Origin of the sequence: Mycobacterium sp. E3247 (assembly GCF_001667785.1) — a bacterium.
Lineage (GTDB): Bacteria > Actinomycetota > Actinomycetes > Mycobacteriales > Mycobacteriaceae > Mycobacterium.
In genome coordinates this window covers 1-22576 of record NZ_LZJG01000044.1, presented here as the reverse complement: position 1 = coordinate 22576, position 22576 = coordinate 1, and the positions used below count along the sequence as shown (strand labels likewise).

Annotated in this window: 20 protein-coding genes and 1 pseudogene; 4 read left to right on the top strand and 17 right to left on the bottom strand. The window is 70.1% G+C overall.

Features of this window, described 5'->3' with window-relative positions:
- Positions 1-509, bottom strand: a 509-nt coding sequence (locus tag A9X04_RS01990) for a thiamine pyrophosphate-binding protein (protein ID WP_255396472.1), incomplete at its 3' end; no start/stop codon positions are given.
- A 312-nt stretch (positions 510-821) separates the two neighbouring features.
- On the opposite strand from A9X04_RS01990, the gene A9X04_RS01985 reads away from it, so the two are divergent.
- Positions 822-1178, top strand: a complete 357-nt coding sequence (locus A9X04_RS01985; RefSeq protein ID WP_067917228.1) for a PH domain-containing protein — start codon at positions 822-824, stop codon at positions 1176-1178.
- A gap of 3 nt (positions 1179-1181) precedes the next feature.
- Here the strand turns inward: A9X04_RS01985 and A9X04_RS01980 are convergent, their stop codons facing one another.
- Positions 1182-2042, bottom strand: a complete 861-nt coding sequence (locus A9X04_RS01980) for a DoxX family protein (protein ID WP_067917226.1) — start codon at positions 2040-2042, stop codon at positions 1182-1184.
- Positions 2043-2304: 262 nt separating this feature from the next.
- Here A9X04_RS01980 and A9X04_RS01975 point away from each other — a divergent pair, with 262 nt between their 5' ends.
- Complete coding sequence (locus A9X04_RS01975) at positions 2305-3426, top strand: sorbosone dehydrogenase family protein (protein WP_067917224.1); 1122 nt, start codon at positions 2305-2307, stop codon at positions 3424-3426.
- 16 nt (positions 3427-3442) lie between these two features.
- On the opposite strand, the gene gatB is transcribed toward A9X04_RS01975, so the two are convergent.
- The 5 genes from gatB to gatC all read right to left on the bottom strand — a co-directional run bounded on the left by gatB (position 3443) and on the right by gatC (position 9376).
- Entirely contained in the window at positions 3443-4954 is a 1512-nt protein-coding gene (gatB, locus tag A9X04_RS01970; protein ID WP_067917222.1) for an Asp-tRNA(Asn)/Glu-tRNA(Gln) amidotransferase subunit GatB, read from the bottom strand.
- 212 nt (positions 4955-5166) lie between these two features.
- Positions 5167-6372 carry a MinD/ParA family protein gene (locus A9X04_RS01965; protein WP_231985637.1) on the bottom strand — a complete coding sequence of 402 codons (1206 nt, stop codon included), beginning with the start codon at positions 6370-6372 and terminating at the stop codon, positions 5167-5169.
- Positions 6373-6521: 149 nt separating this feature from the next.
- A complete protein-coding gene (locus tag A9X04_RS01960; RefSeq protein WP_067917218.1) occupies positions 6522-7553 on the bottom strand; it encodes an ATP-dependent 6-phosphofructokinase in 1032 nt (343 codons plus the stop codon).
- 45 nt (positions 7554-7598) lie between these two features.
- Positions 7599-9080 carry an Asp-tRNA(Asn)/Glu-tRNA(Gln) amidotransferase subunit GatA gene (gene gatA / locus A9X04_RS01955; protein ID WP_067917216.1) on the bottom strand — a complete coding sequence of 494 codons (1482 nt, stop codon included), beginning with the start codon at positions 9078-9080 and terminating at the stop codon, positions 7599-7601.
- On the bottom strand, positions 9077-9376 hold the full coding sequence (gene gatC, locus A9X04_RS01950) for an Asp-tRNA(Asn)/Glu-tRNA(Gln) amidotransferase subunit GatC (RefSeq protein WP_067917214.1): 300 nt from the start codon (positions 9374-9376) through the stop codon (positions 9077-9079). Before gatC ends, gatA begins: the two co-directional genes overlap by 4 nt.
- Before the next feature lie 146 nt (positions 9377-9522).
- On the opposite strand from gatC, the gene A9X04_RS01945 reads away from it, so the two are divergent.
- Positions 9523-10179 (top strand): amino acid-binding protein, encoded by a 657-nt coding sequence (locus A9X04_RS01945; RefSeq protein ID WP_156764180.1) that lies wholly within the window; start codon positions 9523-9525, stop codon positions 10177-10179.
- 4 nt (positions 10180-10183) lie between these two features.
- Here the strand turns inward: A9X04_RS01945 and ligA are convergent, their stop codons facing one another.
- Positions 10184-12268 carry an NAD-dependent DNA ligase LigA gene (ligA, locus tag A9X04_RS01940; protein ID WP_067917210.1) on the bottom strand — a complete coding sequence of 695 codons (2085 nt, stop codon included), beginning with the start codon at positions 12266-12268 and terminating at the stop codon, positions 10184-10186.
- A 268-nt stretch (positions 12269-12536) separates the two neighbouring features.
- Entirely contained in the window at positions 12537-13550 is a 1014-nt protein-coding gene (locus A9X04_RS01935) for a methionine synthase (RefSeq protein WP_067917234.1), read from the bottom strand.
- An 86-nt stretch (positions 13551-13636) separates the two neighbouring features.
- On the opposite strand from A9X04_RS01935, the gene A9X04_RS01930 reads away from it, so the two are divergent.
- Positions 13637-14278: a sensor domain-containing protein gene (locus tag A9X04_RS01930; protein WP_067917207.1), complete on the top strand. Its 642-nt coding sequence runs from the start codon at positions 13637-13639 to the stop codon at positions 14276-14278.
- 1 nt (position 14279) lies between these two features.
- On the opposite strand, the gene A9X04_RS01925 is transcribed toward A9X04_RS01930, so the two are convergent.
- The 8 genes and pseudogenes from A9X04_RS01925 to A9X04_RS01890 all read right to left on the bottom strand — a co-directional run.
- On the bottom strand, positions 14280-14564 hold the full coding sequence (locus A9X04_RS01925) for a DUF4190 domain-containing protein (RefSeq protein ID WP_067917206.1): 285 nt from the start codon (positions 14562-14564) through the stop codon (positions 14280-14282).
- An 84-nt stretch (positions 14565-14648) separates the two neighbouring features.
- Positions 14649-15725 carry a tRNA 2-thiouridine(34) synthase MnmA gene (mnmA, locus tag A9X04_RS01920; protein WP_156764179.1) on the bottom strand — a complete coding sequence of 359 codons (1077 nt, stop codon included), beginning with the start codon at positions 15723-15725 and terminating at the stop codon, positions 14649-14651.
- Complete coding sequence (locus A9X04_RS01915; protein WP_067917230.1) at positions 15726-16904, bottom strand: cysteine desulfurase family protein; 1179 nt, start codon at positions 16902-16904, stop codon at positions 15726-15728.
- Positions 16905-17000: 96 nt separating this feature from the next.
- Positions 17001-17849: a 1-acyl-sn-glycerol-3-phosphate acyltransferase gene (locus A9X04_RS01910; RefSeq protein WP_067917200.1), complete on the bottom strand. Its 849-nt coding sequence runs from the start codon at positions 17847-17849 to the stop codon at positions 17001-17003.
- A complete protein-coding gene (locus A9X04_RS01905; protein ID WP_067917198.1) occupies positions 17846-18706 on the bottom strand; it encodes a GNAT family N-acetyltransferase in 861 nt (286 codons plus the stop codon). Before A9X04_RS01905 ends, A9X04_RS01910 begins: the two co-directional genes overlap by 4 nt.
- 124 nt (positions 18707-18830) lie before the next feature.
- The gene (locus A9X04_RS01900; protein ID WP_231985638.1) at positions 18831-20474 is read right to left on the bottom strand and encodes a GAF domain-containing protein; all 1644 of its coding nucleotides are present in this window, start codon (positions 20472-20474) and stop codon (positions 18831-18833) included.
- 833 nt (positions 20475-21307) lie between these two features.
- Entirely contained in the window at positions 21308-22264 is a 957-nt protein-coding gene (locus tag A9X04_RS01895; protein ID WP_067917194.1) for an electron transfer flavoprotein subunit alpha/FixB family protein, read from the bottom strand.
- 39 nt (positions 22265-22303) lie between these two features.
- Positions 22304-22576: pseudogene (locus A9X04_RS01890) on the bottom strand (electron transfer flavoprotein subunit beta); the annotation flags it as partial.

Sequence of the window (22576 nt, the reverse complement as noted above, 5' to 3'; positions counted from 1 at the left end):
ACCAGGAAGTTGTGCTTGGTGATCGGCATCGTGATGCCGGAGATGTCGGCTTCCTGGAAGGCGTCGGTGCCGATCAGCGCGCGACCGACCTGGCCGGTGATGGCGACGACGGGCACCGAGTCCATCTGGGCGTCGGCCAGCGGCGTGACCAGGTTGGTGGCGCCGGGCCCCGAGGTGGCCATGCACACCCCGACCTTGCCGGTCGCGTGGGCGTAGCCACTGGCGGCGTGGCCGGCGCCCTGCTCGTGGCGAACCAGCACGTGGCGAAGCTTTTTCGAGTCGAACAGCGGGTCGTAGACCGGCAACACGGCGCCGCCGGGGATGCCGAAGATGACCTCGACCCCGATCTCCTCGAGCGACCGGATCACGGACTGGGCGCCGGTAAGTTTCTCGGGCCCAACACGTTTCGGCTTTTTGGTGGGGGCGGCGGCGGGGGTTTCCGCCGCGTCGGAGGCGACGTCGGCGGCACGCTGTGGCTGTGTGGCGTGCTGCCTGGTGGGTGCGCTCACTGTCTTTGTTCCTTATTCACTCTGGGAATCTCGCTCGGGGCAACAAAAAACCCCCGACAGCTCATCTGCTGCACGAGGGTTGCGCGTTGGTCTGGATAGCTTCAAATGCCGAGAGGCTAGTCAGGCACCAACGCGCCGACCAATTACTACGAGCATCCCGGGCTGTCCGGCGGTATCCATAACGTCCGACGGTAGCCTTCGCACAGCTCAGCAGTCAAATCCCGCTGCCGTCGGCCCGCGCGGAGATCCGGTCCCCGTGGCGGGTGAAATGATGGTCAGGTGGCTACCGGTTCGTCTTCCCACACGCCCGTCGTGATCAAGGTCTCGCCGATCGCTCACCTGGCCGTCGGTTTCGTGACCCTCGGGTTGCTGATTCCGGTGATGCTGTGGCCGCCGTCGGCGCCGCTGCTGGTGATCCCGGTGGTGCTCGCGGCGCTGATCGTCCGGTTGCGCACCGTCGCCGACGACAGGGGCGTGACCGTCCGGACGCTGCTGGGCAGCCGGACGGTGGACTGGGATGAGATCGACGGGCTGCGCTTCCACCGGGGTTCGTGGGCCCGCGCGCACCTCAAGAGCGGTGCGGACGTGCGCCTGCCCGCGGTCACGTTCGCGACGCTGCCGCAGCTGACCGAGGCCAGCTCGGGGCGCGTGCCCAACCCCTATGCGTGAGGGTCAGGCGATCGGGTTGACCCCGTTGAGCATGACCCACACCGCGATGCCGGCGGCGATACCGACCAGCAGGGCGACAAACGACCCGATGAAGGGCCGGTGGGCCCAGCCGCGCCGCGCGTCCAGACCGTAGCGGCCCGGCCCGCAGAGGATGACCGCGACCGCCATGACGATCAGGGTGATCTGGTATTCGTGTCCGTCAGGCAGGAAATAGGTGAAGGTGTGCGGATGCGGCCGCGCGGTGATGGTGGCCAGCATGCCGTTGATCAGGAACGCCAGCGCACCGGCCGCGGCCACCGGGGTGAACAGCCCCAGCACCAGCAGCACCCCGGCGACGAGCTCGCCGCCGGCGCTGACGTAGGCGAGGATGTCGGCGTGCTGGTAGCCGACGTCGGACAGCGAGTTCTTGAACCCGCCCACGCCCGAGCCGCCCCACCAGCCGAACAGCTTCTGCAACCCATGGGCGGCCAGCACGACACCGAGGCCGACCCGCAACACCAGCAAACCCAGATGCTGGGTTCCGCGCCGGCCGACCTCGTGCAGCCGGCCGTGGTGTTCGTCGCCGTCGATCTCGGCGGGCTCGGCGGCCGCGTGCCGGGACGACTGCGGCTGCACATAGGGCAGGGGCTCCGGCTGGTCGAGCACGTGATAACCCGTCGCCCTGGGCCCGCCCACGGCGGCGTGGTCGCCCATGTAGGGGATGACGGTGGTGGTTCCGGTCGAGGGGTTGAAGTCGCCGGGGTAACCGACGGGCGTCAGATCGTCTTCTGGGTCAACCACGCGCGCCGTCGCGGGGCGTCCCTGGGCCGGCTCCGGGGATTCGCCGGGCCGCTGCCAATGTCCGTCATTCGATTGACTGGTCACGCGTGTCAGGGTAAGGGCATTTGCCGCTGAATTGGGGATTTGAGCGGCGCTTTCGCCAGGCAATCGGTGGTTTGCCCGCCAAACCCGCCCGGATCGGCCCGGAACGGCCTTTTCCGCGGCTCGGCGGCGTCCGAAGCGGGTGGGCTCCGGTCACCGGACGGGGCCGTCGCCTGAGCGCGAGACGTGTTCCGAACGCGTCACGTCAGGCGGCCAGGCGCGGGCGTGTGGCGGCGGCGGCCGCCCTGTCCGTAGCCTGTCGGTCATGCGACTACGGCGCTCGGTTCGGTGCGGCTTTGCCACGCTGTGCGCGGTGGTGCTGCTCGCGAGCGGGTGCGCACGGTTCAACGACGCCCAGTCGCAGCCCTTCACCACCAACCCGGAACTCAAGCCCCAACCCAGCTCGACGCCTCCCCCACCGCCGCCGTTGCCGCCCACGCCGTTCCCCAAGGCGTGCCCGGCGCCGGGCGTGATGCAGGGCTGCCTGGAGAGCACCAGCGGACTGATCATGGGGCCCGACAGCAAAACCGCGCTGGTCGCCGAGCGCACCACCGGCGCCGTCAAGGAGATCTCGGTCAGCGCCGAGCCGAAGGTGAAGACCGTCATCCCGGTCGACCCGTCCGGCGACGGCGGCCTGATGGACATCGTGCTGTCGCCGACCTACACGCAAGACCGGCTGATGTACGCCTACATCAGCACGCCGTCCGACAACCGGGTGATCCGGGTGGCCGACGGCGACATCCCCAAGGACATCCTCACCGGGATTCCCAAAGGCGCCACCGGCAATACCGGAGCGCTGATCTTCACCAGCCCCACCACGCTGGTGGTCATGACGGGCGACGCGGGCAACCCCGCCGCGGCCGCCGACCCCAAATCGTTGGCGGGCAAGGTCCTTCGCATCGAGCAGCCGACCACCATCGGCCAGGCGCCGCCCACGACGGCGCTGTCCGGCGTCGGCTCCGGCGGCGGCCTGTGCATCGACCCGGTGGACGGCTCGCTCTATGTCGCCGATCGCACGCCGACGGCGGATCGCTTGCAGCGCATCACCAAGACCTCCGAGGTCTCCACGGTGTGGACCTGGCCGGACAAGCCCGGCGTGGCGGGCTGCGCGGCGATGGACGGGACCGTGCTGGTCAACCTGATCAACACCAAACTGACCGTGGCCGTGCGGCTGGCACCGGCGACGGGTGCGGTCACCGGGGAACCGGACGTGGTGCGCAAGGACACCCATGCTCACGCCTGGGCACTGCGGATGTCGCCGGACGGAAACGTCTGGGGCGCAACGGTCAACAAGACCGCCGGGGACGCCGAGAAGCTCGACGACGTGGTGTTCCCGCTGTTCCCGCAGGGTGGCGGGTTCCCGCGCAACAACGACGACAAGACCTAGCGGAAAACGACTTCCGTCAACCCTGCCCGCAGGCGGCCAGCACCAGTTCGCGCACGCGAGCCGCATCGGCCTGCCCGCGGGTGGCCTTCATCACCGCGCCGACGATCGCCCCGGCCGCGGCCACCTTGCCGCCGCGGATCTTCTCCGCCACGTCGGGATTGGCGGCCAGCGCTTCGTCGACCGCGGCCTGGGTCACCGAATCGTCGCGCACCAGTTCCAGGCCGCGTGACGTCATCACCTGCTCGGGCTCGCCCTCGCCGGCCAGCACGCCCTCCACGACCTGGCGGGCCAGCTTGTTGGAAAGCTTGCCTTCGTCGACGAGTGCGATCACCGCGGCCACCTGGGCCGGGGTGATCGCCAGTTCGTCCAATCCGACGTTCGCCTCGTTGGCCTTCTGCACCAAGAAGTTTCCCCACCAGGCGCGCGCCTGCTCGCTGGCGGCACCGTGCTTGACGGTCTGGATGACCAGTTCCACCGCGCCGGCGTTGACCAGATCGCGCATCACCTCGTCGGAAACGCCCCAATCCTGCTGAATCCTCTTGCGGGTCAGCCACGGCAGCTCCGGGATGGTCTGGCGCAGCTGCTCGACCAGTTCCCGGCTGGGCGCGACCGGTTCCAGGTCGGGTTCGGGGAAATAGCGGTAATCCTGCGCGGTCTCCTTGGCGCGGCCCGGGCTGGTGTACCCCGCTTCGTGAAAGTGCCTGGTTTCCTGGATGATCCGGCCACCGGACGCCAGGATGGCGCCCTGCCTCTGCATTTCGTAGCGCACGGCGACCTCGACGCTTTTCAGCGAGTTGACGTTCTTCGTCTCGGTGCGGGTGCCGAACTCGGTCGTTCCGGTCGGCATCAGCGACACGTTGGAATCGCAACGCATTGAACCCTGGTCCATCCGGACATCGGATACGTCCAAGGCGCGCAACAGATCTCGCAAGGCCGTGACATAGGCGCGGGCGATCTGAGGCGCTCGGGCGCCGGCGCCGACGATGGGCTTGGTCACGATCTCGATCAGCGGCACGCCGGCGCGGTTGTAGTCGAGCAGCGAGGTGGTGGCGCCGTGGATCCGGCCGGTCTCACTGCCCAGGTGGGTCAGCTTGCCGGTGTCTTCCTCCATGTGCGCGCGCTCGATCTCGACCCGCCAGGTGGTGCCGTCGTCCAACGGCGCTTCGAGGTATCCATTGATGGCTATCGGCTCGTCGTATTGGGAAATCTGATAGTTCTTCGGCATGTCCGGGTAGAAGTAGTTCTTCCGGGCGAAGCGGCACCACGGCACGATCTCGCAGTTCAGCGCAAGCCCGATCCGGATGGCCGACTCCACCGCGGTGCGGTTGAGCACCGGAAGCGAACCGGGCAGGCCGAGGCACACCGGGCATACCTGGGTGTTGGGTTCGGCGCCGAAGGCGGTGGAGCAGCCGCAGAACATCTTGGTGACGGTCGACAGCTCGACGTGCACCTCGAGACCGAGTACCGGGTCGAAACGCGCGATGACGTCGTCGTAGTCCATGAGATCGGCGCCGGCAGCAACACTCATGCCGTCGATCGTAGTGGTGACCGCGAGCGCGGCGGCGCCGGGCGAAGCGGGTCACCACCGTCAGCCCAGTGGTGACCGCGAGCGCGGCGGCGCCGGGCGAAGCGGGTCACCACCATCAGCCCAGTGGTGACCGCGAGCGCGGCGGCGCCGGGCGAAGCGGGTCACCACCATCAGCCCAGTGGTGACCGCGAGCGCGGCGGGACCGGGCGATCTCAGGGCCAGTGCGGCGAGCGGGGCGCCGGGATCCGGTTGCGCTCCCCGCCCCGGCCGGCGAACATGTCGGCCAGCACGGCCGCCATCTCGAGGTAGCTGCGGCGACTTTCCTTGCTCAGTCGGTCGAGCTCGATCTGCTTGCCCTCATGTATGTGGCGATCGAACGGCAGCACCACCGTCGCGGCGACGCGTGCGGACAGCCGCTCGAGTTCCCTGGCGGCCAGCAGGTCCAGCTTGGCCGGCTCGACGTGGTTGATCGCAAGTACCGTCGACCGCACCAATGGTTGATACCCGTTGTTGCCCAACCAATCCAGGGTGGTAGCGGTCTTCCGTATCGCGTCGATCGAGGTGCTGGTCACCACGACCAGCGCCCGCGCCTCGGGCAGGACCGCGTCCATCACACCCGAATTGAGCGCCTTGGCGCAGTCCACCAACACCACCGAATAGTGGTTACGCAAGAGCGAGAACGCCCTGACCACGTCGTGCCGCTCCAGCCGCCAGTCGGTGTGCGCATAGTCGGGCAATCCGAGCACTTCCAGGCCGAAGTTGTTCATGTAGGTGTGCGCCCGGACGTCCACATAATTCGTGGCCGCCTTGTCGGCGAGCAGCTCGGGCATGCCCACGGAGTTGGGACGGCCATGCCGCTCCCCCAGGTCGCCGGCGTCGATGTCGACGGCGATGATCCGGTCGTGACGCACGGCGGCGAACGTCGACCCCAGCGCCTCCACCACCGCGGTCTTGCCGACGCCGCCCTTGAGGTTGAGAACGGCAATCGGGAATGCGCCGCCCACGGCCACCCGGATGCGGTGGCGCAGGTCCTCTTTGTACTGCGCGTCTTTGCCGGGGCCGAGGTCGACACCGGTCACGCGGTGGACGACTTCGCGCCAGCTGAACCCGGAGGAGTCCTGCCGCGCCTGCTGGTCGAGCCCGTCCAGTGCCATTCCGCCCGGCAGCGGCCCCCGCCGCGGCCGCGAAGGCGCGCGCGACGCCGGGGCCGGCGCGGGTGCTGGCGGGGCGGGTGCTGGCCTGATCGGCGGCCTGCGGATTGATGGATCGGCGCGCGTGGGCTGCGGCACCGTCGCGGCCGCCGGATCGGCGTCGATGCGCCGGCCGGGGGTACGCGGCGGGCGCACCGGCGGACCCGGTGGCCCCGCCGACGCCGCGGGGTGCTGAACGACTCCGCGACTCGAACCGCGGTTGCTCACCACCCCGGTATAACCGCTGGGAACCCGTCGGGAAACCACGAATTTTCCCCGACGCGTCCCTGGCAGGTCAAAGGCCGGCAATTCAGGCCTTGTCGGGCCGGAGTCAGGTCGGGGTCAGGCCGGAGTCACCCGCCGTTTGCCCGCCGGGGTCAGCCGAAGAAGGCGGCGGCGTCGTCGTAGCGGCTTTCGGGCACCAGCTTGAGCTGGCGCACGGCGTCGGCCAGCGCCACTCGACCGATGTCCTGCCCCTGCAGCGACACCATCTGACCGTATTCCCCCGCGTGCGCGGCGTCGGCCGCATTGACGCCGAACCGGGTGGCCAGGACCCGGTCATAGGCCGTCGGGGTCCCGCCGCGCTGGACGTGGCCCAGCACGGTCACCCGGACGTCCTTGTTGATCCGCTTCTCCACCTCGGCACCCAGTTGGGCCGCAACGCCGGTGAACTTCTCGTGACCGAACTCGTCAATTCCGCCTTCGCGCAAAGAGATCGAACCCGGAATGGGTTTGGCGCCCTCCGCCACCACACAGATGAAGTGCGAATCTCCGCGCTGGAAGCGACGTTTGACCAGCCGGCACACCTCCTCGACGTCGAAGGGCTGTTCGGGGATAAGCGTCATGTGCGCGCCGGAAGCCAGGCCGGCGTTCAGCGCGATCCAGCCGGCGTGCCGGCCCATCACCTCCACCAGCATCACCCGCTGGTGGGATTCGGCGGTGCTGTGCAGGCGGTCGATGGCCTCGGTTGCCACCGTCAGCGCGGTGTCGTGACCGAAAGTGACGTCGGTGCAATCGATGTCGTTGTCGATGGTCTTCGGCACCCCGACGACGGGAACGTTCTCCTCGGACAGCCAGTGCGCGGCGGTCAGGGTGCCTTCCCCGCCGATCGGGATGAGCACGTCGATGCCGTTGTCGTCCAGAGTCTGCTTGATCTGGTCCAGCCCGGCCCGCAACTTGTCGGGATGGACCCGAGCGGTCCCCAACATCGTGCCGCCCTTGGCCAGCAGCCGGTCGTTGCGGTCGTCGTTCTGCAGTTGGATGCGCCGGTTCTCCAGCAACCCGCGCCACCCGTCCTGAAAGCCGACCACCGACGAGCCGTACCGGGCGTCGCAGGTGCGCACCACCGCCCGGATGACGGCGTTCAGCCCCGGGCAGTCGCCACCTCCGGTCAGAACTCCGATCCGCATGCCCTTATCTTGCCCTGCGGCGGGTCCGCCGCGCCGAGCAGACGCCTAGATCGCGCTCGGCAGCGGGCCGCGGGCAGCCTCGTAGGCGGCGCCCACCCGGTACAGCCGGTCATCGGCCAGCGCCGGCGCCATGATCTGCAGGCCGACCGGGAGGCCGTCGTCCGGCGACAGCCCCGACGGAACCGACATGCCGCAGTGGCCGGCCAGGTTCAGCGGCAGCGTGCACAGGTCGAACAGGTACATCGCCAAAGGATCGTCCACCTTCTCGCCCAGCGGGAAGGCGGTGGTCGGGGTCGCGGGCGACACGACCACGTCGACGGACTCGTACGCCTTGTCGAGGTCCCGGGCGATCAGCGTGCGCACCTTCTGCGCCTGGTTGTAATAGGCGTCGTAGTAACCGGCCGACAGCGCGTAGGTGCCGATCATGATGCGCCGCTTGACCTCCGGCCCGAAGCCGGCGGCGCGGGTCAGCGCCATGACCTCCTCGGCGCTGCGGGTGCCGTCGTCACCGACCCGCAACCCGTAGCGCATCGCGTCGAAGCGGGCCAGGTTGCTGGACACCTCGGACGGCAGGATCAGGTAGTAAGCGGCCAGCGCGTGACCGATGTGGGGGCAGTCGACTTCGCTGACCTCGGCGCCCAGAGCGGTCAACTGCTCGACCGCGGCCTCGAACGACGCCAGCACCCCCGGCTGGTAGCCCTCGCCGCGCAGCTGCCGGACCACCCCGACGCGCACGCCCTTGAGGTCACCGGTCGCGCCGGCCCTGGCGGCGGCCACGACGTCGGGCACCCGGGCGTCGACGGAGGTCGAGTCCCGGCCGTCGTGCCCGGCGATCACCTGGTGCAGCAGCGCGGTGTCCAGCACGGTGCGCGCGCACGGGCCGCCCTGATCCAGCGACGACGCGCAGGCGACCAGGCCGTAGCGGGACACCGTGCCGTAGGTGGGCTTGACACCGACCGTCGCCGTGAGGGCGGCCGGCTGGCGGATGGAGCCGCCCGTGTCGGTGCCGATGGCCAGCGGCGCCTGGAACGCGGCCAGCGCCGCCGCACTGCCGCCCCCGGAGCCGCCGGGCACCCGCTCCAGGTCCCACGGGTTGCGGGTGGGCCCATACGCGGAGTTCTCCGTCGAGCTGCCCATCGCGAACTCGTCCATGTTCGTCTTGCCCAGGATCGGGATGCCGGCGGCGCGTAGCCGCGCGGTGACGGTCGCGTCGTAGGGGGAACGCCAGCCCTCGAGGATCTTGGAGCCGCAGGTGGTGGGCATGTCGACGGTGGTGAACACGTCCTTGAGCGCCAGCGGGACCCCGGCCAGCGCCGACGGCGGGCGCTCGCCCGCGGCCACCGCTTTGTCGACGGCGGCGGCGGCCGCCAGCGCCTCGTCGGCCGCCACGTGCAGAAACGCGTGGTAGCGGTCGTCGGTCGCCGCGATCCGGTCGAGGCAGGCCCGGGTGATCTCGGTGGAGGAAAGCTCCTTCGCGGCGACCCGGGCGGCCAGCGTCGCGGCGTCGGAGCGCACGATCTCGGTCACTCGGCGTCCCCCAGGATCTGCGGCACGGCGAAGCGGCCGTCGACGGCCTCGGGTGCTGCCGCCAGCGCCTCGGCCTGCGTCAGGCACGGCGTCATTTCGTCGGGACGGGTGACGTTGACGTCCTTCAGGGGGTTGTCGGTCGGTTCGACGCCCGTGATGTCGACCGCCTGGATCTGGCTGACGTGGGTCAGGATGGCGTCAAGCTGGCCGGCGAAGCTGTCCAGCTCGGCATCGGTCAACGCCAGCCGGGCCAGCCGGGCCAGGTGCGCCACGTCGTCGCGGGAGATCTGAGACACGACAGGAAAGCCTAGCCCGGTGACGATGCGGCGCAGCGGGCGCCGCTGAGGAGCCGGGCCATCAGCCCCGTCGGGTGGCTGAGACCGCCTGGCAGTCAGGGCTGGCCGAAATGTTGTGGATACATAGCTGTGCGACAGTGTTGGCCGTGCCGTCGTATCTCTTGCGCATCGAACTGGCCGACCGCCCGGGCAGCCTGGGCTCGCTGGCGGTGGCGCTCGGCTCGGCGGGCGCCGACATCTTGTCGCTCGACGTGGTGGAGCGCAACGCGGGGTATGCGATCGACGACCTGGTCATCGAGCTGCCGGCCGGGGCGATGCCGGACCGGCTGATCACCGCGGCCGAGTCGCTGCCCAACGTCCGCGTGGACAGCGTCCGGCCGCACACCGGCCTGCTGGAGGCCCACCGCGAGCTGGAGCTCCTCGACCACGTCGCCGCCGCCGGCGGCAACGCCTCGCGGCTGCAGGTCCTGGCCGACGAGGCGCCCAGGGTGCTGCGGGTCAGCTGGTGCACCGTGTTGCGCAGTTCGGGCGGCGAGCTGCAGCGCCTCGCCGGCAGCCCGGGCGCTCCCGAAACCAAGGCCGATTCGGCCCCGTGGCTGCCGATCGAGCGCGCGATGGCGCTGGACGGCAGCGCCGAGTGGGTGCCGCAGGCGTGGCGTGACATGAACACGACGATGGTCGCGGCGCCGTTGGGCGACCCGCACACGGCGGTGGTGCTCGGCCGCCCCGGACCGGAATTCCGGCCGTCGGAGGTGGCCCGGTTGGGCTACCTCGCCGGGATCGTGGCGACCATGCTGCGCTGACGCGTCACCCGGCGGTCGGCTCCTCGGCAGGCCCCTCGGCCAACAACTTTCGGAAGCCATCCTCGTCGAGGATCGGCACTCCCAACTCCACCGCCTTGTCGTATTTGGATCCGGGCGCGTCGCCGGCGACGACGTAGTCGGTCTTCTTCGACACCGAACCCGCGGCCTTGCCGCCGCGCGACACGATCGCCTCCTTGGCGTCGTCGCGGGAGAAGCCCGTCAGCGAACCGGTGACCACGATGGTCAGGCCCTCGCATGTGCGCGGGACGCTGGCGTCGCGTTCGTCGGCCATCCGCACCCCGGCCGCCCGCCACTTGTCGACGATCGCGCGGTGCCAGTCGACGGTGAACCATTCGGTGACCGCGGCGGCGATCGTGGGGCCGACGCCCTCGACCGCGGCCAGCTGCTCGGTGGACGCCGCCTCGATGGCCTCGAGGTTCCCGAACTCGGTGGCCAGCGCGCGGGCGGCCGTCGGCCCGACGTGCCGGATCGACAACGCCACCAGCACCCGCCACAACGGGGCGGCCTTGGCCTTGTCCAGATTGGCCAGCAGCCGCTTGCCGTTGGCGGACAACTCACCGGCCTTCGTCCGGAAGAGTTCGGTGCGCAAGAGGTCTTCCTCGGTGAGGGTGAACAGGTCCCCCTCGTCGCCGATCACCCCGGCTTTCAGCAGCGCGATGGCGGCCTCGTAACCCAGCCCCTCGATGTCCAGCGCGCCGCGGCCGGCGACGTGAAACACCCGCTCCCGCAACTGCGCCGGGCAGGACCGGGCGTTGGGGCAGCGGATGTCGGCGTCGCCCTCCTTCGCGGGGGCGAGCGGGGTTCCGCACTCGGGACACGTTGTCGGCATGACGAATTCGCGCTCGGAGCCATCACGCAGGTCGACGACGGGACCGAGCACCTCCGGGATCACGTCACCGGCCTTGCGGATCATCACGGTGTCGCCGATCAAGACGCCCTTGCGCTTGACCTCGGCGGCGTTGTGCAGGGTGGCCAGCCCCACCGTCGACCCGGCGACCTTGACGGGCGTCATGAACGCGAACGGCGTGACGCGGCCGGTGCGCCCGACATTCACCCGGATGTCGAGCAGTTTCGTCTGCGCCTCCTGGGGCGGATATTTGTAGGCGACGGCCCACCGCGGCGCCCGGGACGTCGCACCCAGGCGGCGCTGCAACGGGAAGTCGTCGACTTTGACGACAACACCGTCGATTTCGTGGTCGATGTCGTAGCGGTGCTCGCCCCAGTACCTGATCCGATCCTCCACGGCGCCGACCCCGCGCACGCGTGCGGTCTGTTCGGCCACCGGTAGCCCCCACGCGTGCAGCGCGGTGTAGGCCTCGTGCAGCGTCTTTGGCGCGAACCCTTGGGTGCGGCCGATGCCGTGGCAGATCATCCGGAGCTTGCGCCGCGCGGTAACCGCCGGGTTTTTCTGGCGCAGGGAACCGGCCGCGCTGTTGCGTGGATTGGCGAACGGTGCCTTGCCCTCGTCGACCAGGCTGGCGTTGAGCGCCTCGAAATCGGCGAGCAGAAAAAAGACCTCGCCACGCACCTCGAGCACGTCCGGAATCGGGAAGTGGTCGTTGATACTCAGCCGCTCGGGCACATCGTCGATGGTGCGCGCGTTGAGCGTCACGTCCTCGCCGACTCGGCCGTCACCGCGGGTGGCGGCGCGCTCCAGCCGGCCCCCGCGGTACACCAGCGACAGCGCCACTCCATCGATCTTGAGCTCGCACAAGTAATACGGGTCAGGGCCGATCTCGTTTTCGACGCGATTGCTCCAGGCCAGCAACTCGTCGCGGTCGAACACGTCGTCCAAGCTCAGCATCCGCTCGAGGTGCTCGGCCTCGGTGAAATCGGTGGCGAAGCCGGCCCCGCCGACCAGCTGCGTCGGCGAGTCGGGCACCCGCAACTCCGGGAAACGCTCTTCCAGCGCGACGAGCTCGTTGAACATCGTGTCGAACTCGGCGTCGGAGATGATCGGAGCGTCTTTGATGTAGTAACGGAACTGATGTTCCCGGACTTGATCGGCCAGTTCCTGCCAGTGCCTGCGAACCTCCGGCGACACCGAATCGCCTTCTGCTGAGCTCACCCTGGCAGGTTATCCGAGGACGCCGACGAGCCGGACTACGCCGCCGCGGTCACATCTGCCCCACGCGCCCCTGCGGGAGCGGGTGCACTATCGGTCCACCTCACAGCGACAGCTGACCCGGCCGGGAGCAGGCCCGAAAATTGTCGCTCCGAGGTGGACAAAAGATACATCGCTTCCGAGCCGTGACTGGTGTGGCGGCTGGAACCGATGTGGCGGGCGTGGCGAAAAATTGCGCCCGCTCGCCCCGCAACGGCCCGAAGCGGCGTCCCTAGATGGCGTCCGGATCCTCCGCGAACGCCTCGGCGGCCTTGCGGGCGAGCCCGATCGCGGCGCGGGCCCACTCCGGCGTCGCCCCCGCCAGCCCGCACGCCGGCGTGACACCGACGCGATCGCGCAGCGCGGAACGCTCGAACGGGAGTCGGTCGGTCACCGCGACCACCGCCGCGGCCACCTCTTCGGCCGACGGCCGCCGGTGCGGGGCGCTGGTCTCGACGACGCCGACCATCACGGTGCGGCCCGATTCGACGAACGCGGCGATGCCGTCCAGATCCGGTGCCCGCAGCGTGCCCGCGTCAACCGAAACTGCACCAATGCCACTGCGCTGCAACAGCTCCCACGGCAGCCCGGGGGTGCAACTGTGCAGCAGCACCTCGGCACCCACGCCCGCGACGCAGGCGTTCAGCAGCGCCTCGGCAACCGCCTCGTCGAGCGCGGCGACCGGACTCAGCGCCGTCACCCCGGTCAGCTGCCCGCCCAGGGCCGCCGGCAGCGACGGCTCGTCGAACTGCACCACCATCGGCGTGTCGAGCCGCCGGGCCAGCGCCGCCCGGTGCGCCGCGACGCCCTCGGCCAGCGACGCCGCCAGGTCGCGCACCGCGCCCGGATCGGTGATGGCCCGGTGCCCGTTGGCCAGCTCGAGCCCGGCGGCGAGCGTGACCGGCCCGGGGGCCTGCACCTTGACGACGCGCCCGGCGCCGCGCAACCCCGCCGCCTCCCAGGCCTCCTCCAGCGCGTCCATGTCCTCGTCGAGAAGGCTGACCGCGCGGCGGGTCACCGCGCCGGGCCGGGCGACGATGCGGTAGCCGCGCGGCACCGTGTCGATGGCCACGTCGATCAACAGCGCGCCGGCGCGCCCCAGCAGGTCGGCGCCCACTCCCCGGGCGGGCAACTCGACGATGTGGGCCAGCGCGCCCGCCAACTCGCCGACGACAATCTCGGCGGCCGGGCGGGCCGCGGCACCCGGCCAGGATCCGACGCCGCTGGCGGTCGCGAAAACACTCACCGGCCAACCGTATTCGACGTCGGATAGCACGACGGTCGCCAGGGGTGTTCGGGGCGGGTAGGTTCAAGCCGAGAAGGGTGCGAAGGGTGTGGCGCAGAGCGAGACTCACGGGGTGGCTGCTGTTGTGCGGCGCGGTGCTGCTGACGGCGTGCACCCGCGTGGTGGGCGGCACCGCCCTGCCGGGATTCGGGCCCGGCGCCAAGGGCGTGCACGGCGTCAACGTCGACACGATCCTCCTGGATCAGCCGCGGATGCGCGCGATCACCGGCGCCGGTGAGCACCTGACGATCATTCCCTCGATGGATGGCAGCCGGCCGGTGGACATCGACGCGCTCGCCGACACCACGCCCGCCGAATGCCGGTTCCTCTACGCCGAGACTGCGACGTTCGGGCCGGATATCGAGGAGTTCCACAAGACGACCTTCCAGGACCCGCCCGACGGCGCGCTGATCTCCGAGGGCGCCGCGGCCTACCGGGACGTCGACACCGCGCGGCGCGCCTTCGGCGCCCTGGTGACCGCCGTCGGAAACTGCGCGGGCGGCTCGTCGGGCCAGCTGCTGGTCGGTGACTGGAGCGCCAACGCGAACTCGCTGCACCTGGGGCCCGGCGGCTGCGGGCGCGACTACCGGGTGGTGTCGGTGGCCATGGTGGAGGTCACGTTCTGCGGCTTTGCGCAATCGGTGTCCGACATCGTGATGACGAACATCACCGCAAATGTTCCCGGCTAGCTCACCAGTGCGCCGTCGTGAACAGCTCGAAATTCGCCTGACCGGAGTGGATCCACATCGCGACGTGTAAGGCGGTGAATGCCACGGAGACCGCCAGGGCGGCGATCGCCAGCGAGTAACCGTTCTGCTCGCGGTGCTTCGCCTGGTGCAACGCCGCGACGGCGAGGATGCCGCTGAAGATCGGGCTGCCGTACATGCCCATCAGGCTCAGCACGAACGCCGCGATGGCAAGGGCGTTGGTCTGAACTGTCGGCACCTCCCGCGCCGCGATCTGGTGTGTGCTCATGTCGGCCGATTCCTTTCCTGGCTGTCAGGGAAAGGTTCGGAGACGGCCCTTGGCGCATCCTCAACGGATCCTTGGAGCCGCCGATCAGCGGGAGGTGCCGGCGATCGTGGCGCTGCCGAGCACCTCGTCGCCGTCGGTGTCGGGGCGGTACAGCACCAGCGTCTGGCCGCACGCCACCCCGCGCAGCGGAACCCGCAACCGCACGACGAGCTCGTCGTTCACCAACTCGGCGACGGCCCCGGCCGTTTCACCGTGCGCCCGCACCTGCACCTCGCACTCGACGGGGCCGCGGGGCGCGGTCCCCGCGGTGAAGACCGGGGACCGCCCGACCAGCGCGCGGATGTCGAGGTCGGCGGCCTCGCCCACCTGAACCGTCCCCGTCTCGGCGTCGATGGACGTGACGTATCGCGGGCGGCCATCGGGTCCCGGCCCGGCGATGCCCAGGCCCTTGCGCTGCCCGATGGTGAAGCCGTGCACCCCGTCGTGGGTGGCCAGCACGGCGCCGTCGGCCGTGACGACGGCCCCGCGACGCACCCCGATCCGCTCGCCCAGGAACGCCCGGGTGTTCCCGGACGGGATGAAGCAGATGTCGTGGCTGTCGGGCTTATCGGCGACGGCCAGCCCGCGACGGGCCGCCTCGGCCCGGATCTCCGGTTTGGGGGTGTCCCCGATCGGAAACGCCGCATGCCGCAACTGCTCGGCGGTCAGCACGGCCAGCACGTACGACTGATCCTTGTCCTGGTCGACGGCCCGGCGCAGCCGTCCGCCCGACAGCCGCGCGTAGTGGCCCGTCGCGACCGTGTCGAAGCCCAGCGCAAGGGCTTTCGCCGACAGCGCCGAGAACTTGATCCGCTGGTTGCACCGCACGCAGGGGTTGGGTGTTTCCCCGCGGGCGTAGGACTCGACGAAATCGTCGATCACGTCGGCCTTGAACCTCTCCGCGAAATCCCAGACGTAGAAGGGGATTCCGAGGATGTCGGCGACGCGGCGCGCGTCCGACGCGTCCTCCTTCGAGCAGCAGCCGCGCGAACCGGTGCGCAACGTGCCCGGCGCCGAGGAGAGCGCCAGGTGCACGCCGACCACGTCGTGCCCGGCGTCGACCATGCGAGCGGCGGCGACGGACGAGTCGACGCCACCACTCATCGCGGCGAGAACCTTCACTTACGGCGCCCCCGCGGCGGCGAGCGCGGCCCGTCGGGCGCGGTCCACGGCCCCGGGCAGCACCCGCAACACGGCGTCGACGTCGGCGTCAACGCTGGTGTGCCCCAACGAGAGTCGCAACGATCCGCGGGCGCTGGCCGGATCGGCACCCATCGCGGTCAGCACGTGCGAGGGCTGCGCGACGCCGGCCGTGCAGGCCGAACCGGTCGAACACTCAATCCCGTTGGCGTCCAGCAGCATCAACAGCGCATCGCCCTCGCAGCCGCGGAAGGTGAAGTGCGCGTTGCCGGGCAGCCTCAGCGGGTCGCGGGCGCCGTTGAGGCTGACGTCGTCGATGCCGGCCAGCACCCCCTCGACCAGCCGGTCGCGCAGCGCCCGCATGCGCGCAGCGTTGGGTTCGAGGCCGTCGACCGCGATCCGGGCCGCCGCCGCCATGCCCACGGCGCCGGCGACATCGGGTGTGCCGGAACGGATGTCACGCTCCTGGCCGCCGCCGTGCGACAGCGGCACGCAGGTGACGTCGCGGCGCAGCAGCAGCGCCCCCACGGCGGGCGGACCGCCGAACTTGTGGGCCGTGACGCTCATCGCCGACAGCCCGCTGGCGGCGAAGTCGACGGGCAACTGCCCCACCGCCTGCACTGCATCGCTGTGCATGGGAACCCCGAACTCGGCGGCCACTGCGGCCAGTTCGGCGACCGGCAGCACGGTGCCGACCTCGTTGTTGGCCCACATCACCGACACCAGCGCGACGTCGTCGTGGCGTGTAAGCGCCTCGCGCAACGCGGCCACCGACACCGAGCCGTCGGCGTCGGTGGGTAGCCAGGTCACCTCGGCGCCCTCGTGCTCGACGAGCCAGTTCACCGAATCCAGCACGGCGTGGTGTTCGACCTCGCTGGTAACGATGCGCCGGCGCTGCGGATCGGCGGCGCGCCGGGCCCAGTAGATGCCCTTGACGGCCAGGTTGTCACTCTCGGTACCGCCCGCGGTGAAGATGATCTCGGACGGGCGAGCGCCCAGCTTGGCCGCGATCTGCTCGCGGGATTCCTCGATCCGCCGCCGCGCCGCCCGCCCGCTGGTGTGCAGCGAGGAGGCGTTGCCGACGGTGCCGAGCACCGCCGCCATCGCCTCGACGGCGGCGGGGTGCATCGGCGTGGTAGCGGCGTGATCGAGGTAGACCATGACGCGACCCACGATACCGGCAGGTGAAAGTTCCACCGGGCCTACTGGCGATCGCAAGCGCGGCGTTGCCGGGCGCTGCGGGTCGCCACCATTTGGCTAGGAGGCCAGCAGCACGCGTCCGCGCCGGGCGGGCCGGGCGGCTGTGCCGCCCACCACCGACTGGCAGCGGCTCGCCAGCGCTCGCCGATCCGTCCCCGGGAGCTGCAGGGATTCGACGTGCACCCGCGCCAGCGTGCGTCGCACGGTCAGCAGCCGGCGGATGGATCCGACCAGGGTCTCGTCGCCGACGAAGGCCGGCACGGTCGAGACGCTGCCGTCGACGTGGTGGTAGGTCAGCCGAAGTGGCTGCACCGGACGGCCGGCGTCGATCGCGGCCTGGAACATCGCGGGATAGAACGCCCCGCCGTCTCGACCGCACCAGGTGGTGCCCTCCGGGAAGCACACGACGGTCTGGCCGCCGCTCAGCCGGCGGGCGACGGTGTCGACCACCGCTGGCAACAACCGCAGACTGGACCGCTCGATCGGGATGATCTTCAGGATGCGGGCCACGATGCCCGTTGCGGGCCCGGTGAACATATCGGCCCGGGCGACGAACGACCCCGGCAACACCGAGCCGATGGCGAAGACGTCGAGCCAGGACATGTGCGGGCTGACCACCAGAACCCCGCGCAGGTTGCGAATCGGGCTGCCGGTCACCGTGATCCGGATGCCGAAGCAGCGCAACACCATCCGGCAGTAGATGCGCTGCACGCGCGTGCGGCCCGGCAGCGGCACCGCCAGCAGCGCCACCCCCGGCGCCAGCAGCAGGGCCAGCATGACGCGAAGCGTGACCCGCAGCGCCACCAGAAGCCTCGATGACGCGGTCACGTCGCCGAGGCCCACACAACCGGCGTCACACGTCGCGCGCGGCAGCCAGGGGTGCCCGGTGCGGGCGGGCGCGTTCATCGGTCGCCGCCGGCCATCTGCGAGGCCGCCGACACCGACCGCAGCCGCTTGAGATATCGGGTATCGGCGCGCCCTTTGTCGAGCAGGACGCAGAAATCGCCAACCCCGAAGGCGGGGTCGTGCGCGGGCTCACCGCACACCTGCGCGCCCAGCCGCAGGTAACCGCGCATCAGCGCCGGGACCGACGGGCGCGCGGGCGCCGGGATGTCGTCGAGCGCCTTGCCGTCCACGACCACCGGCCGGTGCGGGCGCACGCGGTACTGCTGCGGCGCGGCGTGTCGGTCCAGGATGAAGTCGCGGACGCCCCGCAGCTGGCGGCCCGGAACCAGATTCTCCGGGTCGTCGGCGTCCCCGCAGACCGGCACCGACACGCAGCCGGTCACGTAGTCGTAGCCGTAGCGGTCGAGGTAGGCCAGGATGCCGGCCCACATGAGCAGCACGACGCCGCCGTTGCGGTGGCCCTCGCGCACCACCGCGCGTCCCATCTCCACCAGCGACGGCCTGATCGGGTCGAAAGCGCGGATGTCGAACTCCGTCGCGGTGTAGAGGCCCCCGGCCGCGATCGCGCCCGCCGGCGCCAGCATCCGGTAGCAACCCACCAGTTCGCCGGTGCTGTCGTCGCGGACCAGGAGGTGGTCGCAGTGCTCGTCGAACCTGTCGACATCCCGTCGTTCGCCGTCGTTCGTCGGCAGTGCAAAGCCGGGGGTGGTGGAAAAGACTTCATACCGGAGCCGCTGCGCCGCCTCGATCATGCTGGCGTCGGTGGACAGCAGGAGCGAGTAGTGCGGCCCGGCGGCCGACGCCGCCGTCGCGCCTTCGGCCTTGTCGCTGGGAATCAGGACAGAAGCAATGCTCATGTCAACCAACGTTGCGTAGCCGATGAGCGAGTCGGCATCGTGGCTGTGACGTGTCCGTGCACGTCAGGTGACGAAATGTGGTCGCGAGAGCGGGCTGACCCGGGCTCCCCCTCCAGAGCCCGGGTCAGGAAGTCCGCAGTGGCGCGCTCCAGCGGACGCGTGTGCCGCCGCCGGGCGGACTGGTGATCGCGCAGTCACCGCCGAGGTCTTTGGCACGGCGGGCGATGTCGTCCAGACCATCGGCGCGGTGGCCATTGGCGGGAATCCCGCACCCGTCGTCGGTGATCTCGAGCAGCAGCTCGTCGGTGACGGTGACCTCGACGGCGATGGCCCCGGCCCCCGAGTGCCGCACAGCGTTGCTGAGCGCTTCGTTGACGACGGCTTCGGCGTGTTCGGCGAGTTCGTCGCTCACCGCGGTCATCGTCCCCGCCATGCGCAGCGTCGTCCCCTGATTGTCGTCGTCGGCGAGGCGCGCGATCGCGTCCTGGACGCGCTCGGCGAGCGTGCGCCGCCGGGCCTGCGGGCGCTGGAGATCGAAGACGGTGCGCCGGATGTCGTCGATGACGTTCTGCAACTCGTTGACGGATCTGGTCAGCCGCGAAGCGAGTTGCGGTGAACGAAGCCGGGCGACGACGCCCTGCAGGTCCATCCCGACGGTGAAGACGCGGCTGATCACCTGGTCGTGCAGATCGCGGGCGATGCGTTCCCGGTCGACCAGCACGCTCAACTCCCGCGCGTTCCGCCGTTCGGTCGCCAGCGTGAGGGCGATCGCCGCGTGGTCGGCGAAGTCGCGAACCAGGTCGAGATGCGTTTCATTGAAGGGCTCCGCATCGGTGTTACGGGCCACCACGATCACGCCCAACGTCTGCTGGTCGGATCTGAGCGGCATCACGATCGCGGGTCGCTCGCCCACGTCGGTGAACGCCGGGATGGGACGCCGAAATGTCTCGGTGAGCAGCGGCCAGCCGGCCCGAAACACCTCGCCGGTGGTGGACCCGTCGACCGGGATCTCTTGCCCCAGAACCTGATCCGCGTGCAGGCCGACCGCCGCGGACACGACGAGGCAGTCGTCGTTGGGCCGGTCGGGGTCGGTCGGAACGAGGACGATCGCCTGCTCGGCGTCCGTCAGCTCGGCGGCGCGCTCGACGATCAGTTGCAGAGGTTGCACGCCGGGGCCCGACTCGGACAGCAGGGCGTTGCTGATCTCGCGGCTGGCGTCGGTCCACCGGGCGCCCGCGCGGACCCGGTCGAACAAGCGGGCATTGTCGATGGCCACCGATGCCGCCGACGCGAGCGCCCGGACGGTGACCTCGTCGGCCTCGCAGAAGCAGCGGCCGGGCCGGTCGTCGGTGACGTAGAGGCTGCCGAACACCACGCCGCGGATGATGATGGGCATGCCGAGGAACGCCCGCATCGGCGGGTGGTGCTCCGGGAACCCCACGGCCGTCGAATGGTCGGACAGGTCGGCCACGCGCAACGGCTCTGTACGGTCGCGCAGGGCGCCGAGCAGCCCTTTGCCCACCGGCAGATGACCGACCCGCCGCACGGTATCCGCGGCCATCCCGCTGTGCACGAAGGACGCCAGAGTTCCCTCGGGCCCCCATACCCCGATGGCGCCGTAGCGGCCACCGGTCATGCCTATCGCGGCGGCCACGATGCGGTGCAGTATCGCGTCGAGCTCGAGATCGGAGCCGATCTCGATCGCTACCTGGAGCAGCTGCGCCATCTGCTGGCGTTCGGCGGCCAATTCGTCGAGCTGCTCGTGCATCCGGCTCAGAAAGTCGGGCCGGCGGAGCCCAAACGCGGATCCACACTCGTCTTCGCGCATCTCCCGACTTTCTTCAGACTGATGCCCGGTGCCAGGTAGTGAAGGCGAACCCCGGATCCGAAAATGTTTGCTGGCGAGCGGAATTACCGTTGGGGTTCAGCCTTGATCTGCCGGTAGAGGTCACCTTACCAGCGCAAAGCCGCCACGGCGCAAATGTTGCTGAGCGTTACAGTTAGGCGTAACATGCCGTTATGGTCGCTTGCCGGTTGCACTGCTGGGAATGCGGCACGGTCTTTCATGGCCGGGCCGACGCGCGCTATTGCAGCGGGGCGTGCCGGCAGAAATCGCACCGCGCCCGCGTCCGGCGCCGCGCCGCCGACCAAGCGGTGACCCCGCCCCCGCTGGGAAACGCCATCGCGCAGGCACGAGAAACGCGCGAGTCGGCCCGCGTCGTCCGGCAACGCGCCCAGGATGCGCGCCGCTCGGCATCGAAAGCCCGTGCGGCACTGGCGCTTTCGGGCGGCGGCCAGGGTCCCGGCGGGCGGGCTGCGCGTCGGCGACTGACGTCCGATTGAACGGCTTTCCAACTTTGCAGCCCGGATGCCCTCGGGCGGAAGACATTTCGGGTTCACCGAACCGGCCTGGGGTGTGACCGCGCACCGGCGCGATGCTACCGGGCGCGGTAGTCGGCTTCAGGACCACTTCCCGACTCTGGAATTTGATAGCGCCCGCGCTATCAAATTCCAGCAGCCAGTACCCGCTGCGGACACAGTCCCAAGCCTCGAGACGCAAGAGCCCCCGGCGCCGCGGCGCCGGGGGCTCTCAAGCGGACCTCAGCCCTTGCGCGCCTTGATGGCGTCGGTCAGCTGCGGGGCGACCTTGAACAGGTCGCCCACCACGCCGTAGTCGGCGATCTCGAAGATCGGCGCCTCTTCGTCCTTGTTGACCGCGACGATGGTCTTCGAGGTCTGCATGCCCGCGCGGTGCTGGATGGCACCGGAAATCCCCAACGCGATGTAGAGCTGAGGCGACACCGTCTTGCCGGTCTGACCGACCTGGAACTGGCCCGGGTAGTAGCCGGAGTCGACCGCGGCGCGCGACGCACCGACGGCGGCGCCCAGCGAGTCGGCCAGCGCCTCGACCACGCTGAAGTTCTCCGCGCTGCCCACGCCGCGGCCACCGGACACCACGATCGAGGCCTCGGTGAGCTCCGGCCGGTCACCGGCGACCGCCGGCTCACGGGCCGTGATCTTGGTGGCGTTCTCGGCGGGCGCCGGTACCTCGACGGTGACCTGCTCGCCGGCACCGGCCTGCGGCTCGGCGTCGATGGCGCCGCCGCGGACCGTGATGACCGGGGTGTCGCCGTTGGCCTGCGACTCGACGGTGAACGCGCCACCGAAGATGGAGTGCACCGCCTTGTTGCCCTCCTGGACGCCGACCACGTCGACCAGCAGGCCGGATCCGATCCGGGCGGCGAGCCGGCCCGCGACCTCTTTGCCGTCGGCGTTGGCGGCCAGCAGCACGGCCGCCGGAGCGTTCGACTCGGCGAGCGAGGCCAGCACGTCGACCACCGGGGTGATCAAGTAGTTCTCGGCGTCGTCGGACTCGGCGACATAGATCTTGGCGGCGCCCGCCTCCTTCAAACCGTCGATCAGGGGCGCGGCCGTGCCGGGCTTGCCGACGACGACGGCGGCCGGCTCGCCCAGCGGGCGGGCGGCGGTGATCAATTCGGAGGTGACCTTCTTCAGGGCGCCTTCGGCGTGCTCAACGAGCACCAAAACTTCAGCCATGGTTTCTTCGCTCTTCTCGTCTGTGGGATGGGTGCTCGACTAGATGATCTTCTGGGCGACCAGGTACTGGGAGATCTGGTTACCGCCCTCGCCCTCGTCGGTGACCTTCTCACCCGCGGTCTTCGGCGGCTTGGGCGTCGACGACAGCACCTTCGAGCCGGCGTTCTCGAGGCCGACCTCGTCGCTTTCGACCCCGATCTCGGCGAGGGTCAGCACCGTCACCTCTTTCTTCTTCGCGGCCATGATGCCCTTGAAGGACGGGAAGCGCGGCTCGTTGATCTTCTCGGTCACGCTCACCACCGCGGGCAGGGT

Excerpts from the sequence above, each read along its gene's own strand:
- A9X04_RS01975 (WP_067917224.1), top strand. The coding sequence starts at position 2,305 with ATGCGACTACGGCGCTCGGTTCGGTGCGGCTTTGCCACGCTGTGCGCG.
- gatB (WP_067917222.1), bottom strand. The coding sequence starts at position 4,954 with ATGAGTGTTGCTGCCGGCGCCGATCTCATGGACTACGACGACGTCATC.
- A9X04_RS01960 (WP_067917218.1), bottom strand. The coding sequence starts at position 7,553 with ATGCGGATCGGAGTTCTGACCGGAGGTGGCGACTGCCCGGGGCTGAAC.
- A9X04_RS01925 (WP_067917206.1), bottom strand. The coding sequence starts at position 14,564 with ATGAGCACACACCAGATCGCGGCGCGGGAGGTGCCGACAGTTCAGACC.
- A9X04_RS01915 (WP_067917230.1), bottom strand. The coding sequence starts at position 16,904 with ATGGTCTACCTCGATCACGCCGCTACCACGCCGATGCACCCCGCCGCC.
- A9X04_RS01910 (WP_067917200.1), bottom strand. The coding sequence starts at position 17,849 with ATGAACGCGCCCGCCCGCACCGGGCACCCCTGGCTGCCGCGCGCGACG.
- A9X04_RS01905 (WP_067917198.1), bottom strand. The coding sequence starts at position 18,706 with ATGAGCATTGCTTCTGTCCTGATTCCCAGCGACAAGGCCGAAGGCGCG.
- A9X04_RS01900 (WP_231985638.1), bottom strand. The coding sequence starts at position 20,474 with ATGCACGAGCAGCTCGACGAATTGGCCGCCGAACGCCAGCAGATGGCG.
- A9X04_RS01895 (WP_067917194.1), bottom strand. The coding sequence starts at position 22,264 with ATGGCTGAAGTTTTGGTGCTCGTTGAGCACGCCGAAGGCGCCCTGAAG.